Source organism: Streptomyces sp. NPDC054841 (genome assembly GCF_053611045.1).
Window position 1 is genome coordinate 1 of the sequence record NZ_JBSGZO010000448.1, and the last position, 6,935, is coordinate 6,935.

At 70.6% G+C, this 6,935-nt stretch carries 4 protein-coding genes; all 4 read right to left on the bottom strand.

All coding sequences use genetic code 11. From position 1 onward, the window contains the following. Window positions 1–21: 21 nt before the first annotated feature. On the bottom strand, window positions 22–267 hold the full coding sequence (locus ACWGI8_RS36145) for a hypothetical protein (protein ID WP_453667592.1): 246 nt from the start codon (window positions 265–267) through the stop codon (window positions 22–24). Window positions 268–795: 528 nt separating this feature from the next. Further along, complete coding sequence (locus tag ACWGI8_RS36150) at window positions 796–3,615, bottom strand: NHLP bacteriocin export ABC transporter permease/ATPase subunit (protein WP_453667594.1); 2,820 nt, start codon at window positions 3,613–3,615, stop codon at window positions 796–798. Between the two features lie 52 nt (window positions 3,616–3,667). Beyond that, window positions 3,668–5,785, bottom strand: a complete 2,118-nt coding sequence (locus ACWGI8_RS36155; RefSeq protein ID WP_453667596.1) for an NHLP family bacteriocin export ABC transporter peptidase/permease/ATPase subunit — start codon at window positions 5,783–5,785, stop codon at window positions 3,668–3,670. A 116-nt stretch (window positions 5,786–5,901) separates the two neighbouring features. Beyond that, entirely contained in the window at window positions 5,902–6,795 is an 894-nt protein-coding gene (locus ACWGI8_RS36160) for an HlyD family efflux transporter periplasmic adaptor subunit (RefSeq protein WP_453667593.1), read from the bottom strand. Between the last annotated feature and the right edge of the window lie 140 nt (window positions 6,796–6,935).

Below are 6,935 nucleotides of genomic sequence, written 5' to 3' on the forward strand. Positions count from 1 at the left end.
GAGCGGGAGCCCGGTGTCGTCTCACCAGTTGCCGTAGCCGCCCCAGCTTCCGTAGTCGTTGTCGTCGTTGTCGCCGTAGTTGCCGTGATCGCCGTGATCGCCGTGATCGCCGTGGTCACCGTCGTGGCCGCGGTCGCTGGAGTATCCGGAGTTGCCGTGGTGCGAGTCCGCGGCGGCCGTGCCGGCTCCGATCCCGGTGAACGCGAGGACGAGCGCGGCGAACACTGCGGCAACGAGGCGCCCGGTCCGGGACGCGGTTGCGCTCATGATTCTTCCCTTCCAGGGATGAGTGGGTTTCGCGGACCCGGAAGTCCCGGGCCCGGCGCGCATCCGGCCCACCTGGGGGCCCGACGCGCGGGATGCACTCGCGACCCTGTCCGGCACCGGCACCCGCCCACGCGCGGCAGAACTGACGCCGCCTCATGAGTGTTGCGAGGAGGTGCAGGTGGGATTCGGTACCGGGCTTCCGCAGCCTCGCCGACATGATGCGGCGGGCCGCGGTTCCGCGACACCACCCCGCCGCCCGGGCCGCGGCGTTCGGTCACGGTCCCGACCGGTCTTCGAGGTGCCGAGCGGCCCTAATGACTGAACCCTCTATGAGTCACCTCGTGCCTTTCACGCTAGAACCGAGATAGTGACACGGTCAACAATTTAGGGCAAAATCCAGTAAAAGGGACGGGATGTGTATTCGCTGTCACGCACTGCAGAACACCGCGCGCACACGCGCCCGGTGTGCGGGGACCCGGGCCGGTCCGACCCGGGCCGGTCCGACCCGGGCCCGGATCCGGCGGCACCTCAGGTCATCTGCCGCCGTACCAGCTCGTGAAGCCGCCCGCTCGTATCCGCCAGCAGCTCCGCCGGCGGCCCCACCTGCACCACACGCCCCTCCGACATCACGACGACCCGATCCGCGTCCATCACCGTCGACAGCCGGTGGGCGATGACGACGCGGGTGGCGCGCAGCGCACGGGTGCTCTCGATCACCGTGCGCTGGGTCGCGTTGTCGAGCGCGCTCGTCGCCTCGTCGAAGAACAGGACGCGCGGCCGTCGTACGAGGGCCTGGGCGATCATCAGACGCTGTCGCTGTCCGCCGGAGATCGCGCCGCCGCCGGCGATCATGGTCTGCATGCCCATCGGCATGCGCCGGATGTCCTCGGCGAGCCCCGCCATCTCGGCGGCCTCCCACGCCTCCTCCTGCGTGAACGGCTCGGCGCCGCAGATGCAGTCCAGGATCGACCCGGTGAACGGCTGGGCGTTCTGCAGGACGACACCGCACTGGCGGCGGACGGCCGCCTGGTCGAGTGCCGCGAGGTCCTGGCCGTCGTAGAGCACGCTGCCCGAGGCGGGTTTGTCGAAGCCGATGAGCAGGCGGAGCAGGGTCGTCTTGCCGCAGCCGCTGGGGCCGACGATCGCGACGAACTCGCCGGGCCGGACCGTGAGGGACACGTCGTCGAGGACGAGCGGGCCGTCGTCGGCGTAGCGGAAGGACACCTTTCGGGCCTCGATCGCCCCGGACAGCTCTCCGGGCTGGGTGCTGGCGCCGCGTACCTCGGGCGCCTCCTCCAGAACCGGCTTGATCTGTTCGAACATCGGCAGGACGGCCGCGGCGGAGACGAGCGCTCCGGTCAGTTGTGTCACCGATGCCAGCATCATCGTCACGGCAGTGTGGAAGGTGAGGAACTCACCGGCCGTGAGGCTCCCGCGCGCCGGGCCCGCCAGCAGCATGAACATGATGAGCGCGCAGAGTGGCAGATAGACCGCGTCGAGGACCGTGGTCAGATTGCGGATCCGGCCCGCCCGCCGCTGCAGCTCGCGGCTGCGCGCGAACTGCCGCGCCCACGCCGCGTACGCGAAGCTCTCCGCCGCCGCGACCCGCAGCTTGGGCAGCCCGCGAAGTGTCTGGAACGCCTGGTTGTTGAGCTTGTTGCCGAGCTCCATGAGGCGCCGCTGCCAGCGCAGCTGCCACAGCCCGAGCCCCAGGAACACGACCCCGATGACGGTCAGCATCGCGATCGCCGCCAGCGCCAGCGGGACGCTGTAGGCGAGCAGCAGGACGAGGTTCATCGCCCCGACCGTGCTCGCCTGGACGACCACGGGGCCCACGCCCGACAGCAGTCTGCGGATCGCGCTGATGCCCATCGCCGCGCTCGCCAGCTCTCCCGTGGAGCGCTCGGCGAAGAACTTGGTCGGCAGCCGTAGCAGCCGGTCCCACACGGCGGGCTGCAGCGTGGACTCGATGCGGCCCTCCATGCGCAGGATGGTGAGGTTCTGCAGCAGCATGAACGCGGCGGAGACGATGCCCGCGACCATGACGGCCACGGACACCTGCACGATGAGGCTGGTCTCGGCGTTCGGTACGTACACACCGAGCACCTGTCCCGTGGCGATCGGCACCAGCGCGCCCAGAGCGACCGTCACCAGGCCCGCGATCGCGAGATTGCGCAGGTCCGGGCGGCTGCCATGGAGACTGAAGCGCATCAGCCGCCAGAGGTTCATCGGGCGTTCGGGCAGCGGCCGGTAGAACATGACGGCACGCGGCTCGAACTCCTCCGCGGTGTCCTCGTCGACACGGATCCGGCTGCCCGTTGCCGGGTTCACCGCCTGATATCCGCCACGCCGCCACAACAGGGCGACCGGCGCACCGGACTTGGCACGGTGACCCACCAGAGGGCCGCAGTTCTCCCGCCACCACTTCCCGTCGAGCCGTACCGCGCGGGTCCGGATCCGCGAAGTGAGCGCGATGCGTTCGACCGGCCCGATCCGCTCGTTGACCGGGCCGCCCCGGGTGGGCTCCGCGAGCGTGACCCCGGCCGCCGACGCGACCAGCCGGCAGACGGAGTACACGGCGTCGTCGGAGGCGGCGCCCGTCGATCGCGCGGAGACGGTCCTGCGGGAGCGGCCCATGGAGGCCAGCAGCGCCAGGTCCGCGCCCGCCCGTACCGCTTCGCCCGCCTTGATGCCGGCGGCGGCCCTGTCCTCGTGGGCCCGTTCGAGCCGCTCGATCCAGCGGTCGAGACCCGACAGCAGCCGGTACTGCTGGTTGACCATCTGCTGCCACAGGGCGCCGTCGACGAGGAGATCGGCAGCCGCCTCCGCGCTGAACGCCGCGCCGTACTGCACGCTGCCGGGAAAGACCGGCAGCCACAGGATGTCGTCGTCGGCGACCGCCTCGTCGTCCGTCGTCCGGCCGTCGAGCGGGGCTTCGAACAGCACGCGCTGGCCGCGTCCGACGCCGAGCGCGAAAGCGTGCTCCAGCAGGCTGAGGGTGCCGTCCTGGCTGTCGTACTGGCTCTGGTACGGGTTCTGGTACGACCACGCGTCGGCGTACCCGGACGGCTGGTGCAGCTCCCGCAGCGGGATCCGGCGCAGCACGCACCCCTGCAACGGCCTGCCGACCAGGGTGTGCTGGGGCCCCTCGACCGGGCCGAGCAGCAGGGTGCCTGTCTCCAGCCGGCCGAGGAAGTGCCAGTGCCCCTGCTGGACGGCGTCGACCGCGAACAGGTCGAGTGCCCCGCCCACGACGAGCCACAGCACCTGTGGCCCCTCCAGCGACAGACTCCGCAGTCCGGAGCAGTCGACCTGCCGGCCGAGGCCGCCGAGCGCCGCCAGCACCATGTCGTCGGGATACGGCGAAGGGGCCTGATGGCCGGGCTGAACGGGGATCACCTCAGTGCTCCTTGACCAGTTCGGCGTACGCGCCCCCGCGCGCGACCAGCTCTTCGTGCCGCCCACGCTCCACGACCGAGCCGTGGTCGAGCACCAGGATCTCGTCGCTGTCGCGCACCGTGCTGAGCCGGTGGGCGATCACCACGCAGGCGCAGCCGCGGCGCCGCAGATTGTCGATGATGAGCTGCTCGGTCTCCGCGTCCAGCGCACTGGTCACCTCGTCGAGGACCAGCACACTGGGCCGGCGGACCAGCGCCCGCGCGATCTCCAGACGCTGCCGCTGCCCACCCGAGAAATTGCGCCCGTCCTGCTCCACGCGGCCGTGGATCCCGCCGGGCCGCCGGGCGACGACGTCGTACAGGGCCGCGTCCTTGAGCGCGTCGACGACGGCCTCGTCCGGGATCGACGGATCCCACAGCGCCACGTTGTCCCGCACGGTGCCCTCGAAGAGGAAGACTTCCTGGTCGACGAAGGACACCGAGGCGGCGAGCGCACCCCGCGGGATGTCGTCGAGCCGCTGCCCGTCGATCCGGATCGTCCCCTCCCACGGGCTGTAGAGCCCGGCGATCAGCCGTGAGACGGTGGACTTGCCACTTCCGGAGCCGCCGACGAGCGCCACCTGCTGCCCCGGCCCGACGGACAGCGAGAAGCCGGTGAGCAGCGGCTTGTCGAGCGGGCTGTAGCCGAAGGTGATGTCGTCGAGCGTCACATGACCCATCAGCCTGCGGGTGCTCGCGGCCGGTTCGCGGCGGGTGTACAGGCCGTCCGCGGGGAAGTTCTCGACGTCCTTGAGCCGGGTCACATCGGCGGCGAAGTCCTGGATCCGGCTCGCCATCCCGTTGAGCCGGGTGATCGGCGCCGTGAAGCGGGTCACCAGCGCCTGGAAGGCGACGAGCAGACCGATCGAGATATGGCCCTCCACGGCACGCAGCCCGCCGATCCACAGGATCACCGCGCTGTTGAGCGTGGCGAGGGTGGGGGCGACGACCGCCAGCGCCGCGCTCGGCACGCCCAGACGCTGCTGCTCCTCCAGCGTGGTCGCGTGCTGCCCGGCCCAGCGGCGGAAGTACCCGTTCTCGCCCCCGGTGGCCTTCATCGTCTCGATCAACTGGATACCGGTGTACGAGGTGTTGGTGAGCCGGGCGCTGTCGGCGCGCAGCTTCTGCGTACGTGTGGCACGCAGCCGCACCACGACCCGCATCGCGACCACATTGAGCAGCGCGATCAGTACCCCGATGACGGTGAGCTGCGGGTCGTAGGTCCACAGCAGCACCGCGTAGAGCACGACGACGGTCCCGTCCACGCCGAACGCGGTGAGATCGCGGGCCAGGGTCTCCGCGACCGCGTCGTTGGACTGCAGCCGCTGCACGAGGTCGGCGGGGCTGCGCTGCGCGAAGAACGTCACCGGGAGCCGCAGCAGATGCCGGAAGAAGCGGGCGCTGCTCAGCGTGGACGAGATGATCCGGCCGCGCAGCAGGTTCGCCTGTTGCAGTCCGGTCAGTACGGCGGTCAGTGCCACCATCGCGGCCATGGACGCGAACAGAACGCCCAGCAGCGAGGTCTGGCGGCCCACCAGGAACATGTCGATGTACGTACGGCTCAGCGCGGGGAGCGCGGCGCCGACCGCGACCAGGAGGAGGCTGGCGAGCAGCGCGGCGGCCATCGTGCCGGTGGTTCCGCGCAGCCGGGCCGGCAGCGAACCGAGGATCCCGGGCCTGCGCCCGCCCGGGCGGAACGCCTCACCGGGTTCGAAGACCAGGACCACACCGGTGAAGCTGGTGTCGAAGTCCTCCGCCGGCACGAAACGGCGGCCCTTGTCGGGGTCGTTGATGTGCACGCCCCGGCGGCCGAGGCGCCGCCCCATGCCGTCGTAGACGACGTAGTGGTTGAACTCCCAGAACAGGATGGCGGGTGCCCGCACGCCCGCGAGCGCGGCCGGCTCCATCTGCATGCCCTTGGCCTGCAGCCCGTAGCTGCGAGCCGCCTTGAGGATGTTGCTGGCCCGCGAGCCGTCGCGGGAGACGCCGCACGCGATGCGCAGCTCTTCGAGGGGTACGTGCCTGCCGTAGTGGCCGAGCACCATGGCGAGCGCGGCGGCGCCGCACTCCACGGCCTCCATCTGGAGCACGGTGGGCGTGCGGACGGCCTTCTGCTGCACGGGCTTCCGCACACGGCGGGGGTTCGCGCGGCGGGCGTTCGCGCGGCGCCGTGCGGGGGCGGTGCGGTGCGGTGCGGTCACGGCAGCAGCCAATCGATCGGACGCTGGTCGGCCAGATGGACGGCGCCGGTGGCCAGAGTCATGGAGCCGATCGCGTACGGCGGCCCGTCCGCCGACGACCACGCGTATCCGGACTTCGTACGGGACGACCGGTCCAGCTGCACCAGCACGGGCACCGGCCTGCCCTGCCGCGAGAACTGCTCGCCCAGCTGGCTGTCGCCGAGGAAGCCGGCGATCTGCGCCCGCGTCTGCGAGGTCCTGCCGATCGCCTTCACCCGGCCTCGCAGCACTCCGTACTGCTGGGCCGGCACGGACTGCACGGTGAGATCGACACGCGCGCCCACGGGGACCGTCGAGCCGTTGTCGGCCGGGAGATAGAGCATCACCATCAGAGGAGCGTCGGCGTCGTCGACCCGCTCCACGACCGCGACGTTCGTGCCGGTGGTGACGACGGCACCGATGGTGGCGACGAGGGTGGTCACCCGGCCCGCTGCGATCGTGCGGATGACCGTGCCGTCCGCCTTGTCGCCATCGGCGTTGTCGCCGTCCGCCCCGTCGCCCTCCGCCGTTTCGCCCTGTTCCTCGTCGCCCGCCGTCCTGTCGTCCTCGGCGGTACGGACCTTCAGCAGCGGTGCGCCCGCGGGCAGCTGCTTGCCCTCCTCGGCGAGGACTTCGGTGACCTGGCCCGCGACCGGACTCTGCAGGACATAACTGCCCTGTGCGTGCGTAAGAATGCCGGGGACGGTGAGAGTGGACGAAACGGAACCATTTACGGCCCAGAAAAATGCCGCTGCCATGGCGACAACCGTGATGGTGAGGACGAGCCAGCCCTGCGGACGGGCGAAACGCACCGGCAGATCTATTTCTTCGGGCGATTGCAGCTTGGAAAGGGCGTTTTGGCGGAACTGCACGTAACTCTTCCCTCGACTGCAAATGTCCGGGTCAGGGTATGATGACGCGGTGAGCCCCGGAACCTTGACCGTTCCGGGGCTCACTCATGCGGGTCTCAGAGGCTGGTGGCGTAGCCGGTGAGGGCCGCCGAGTTGAGACC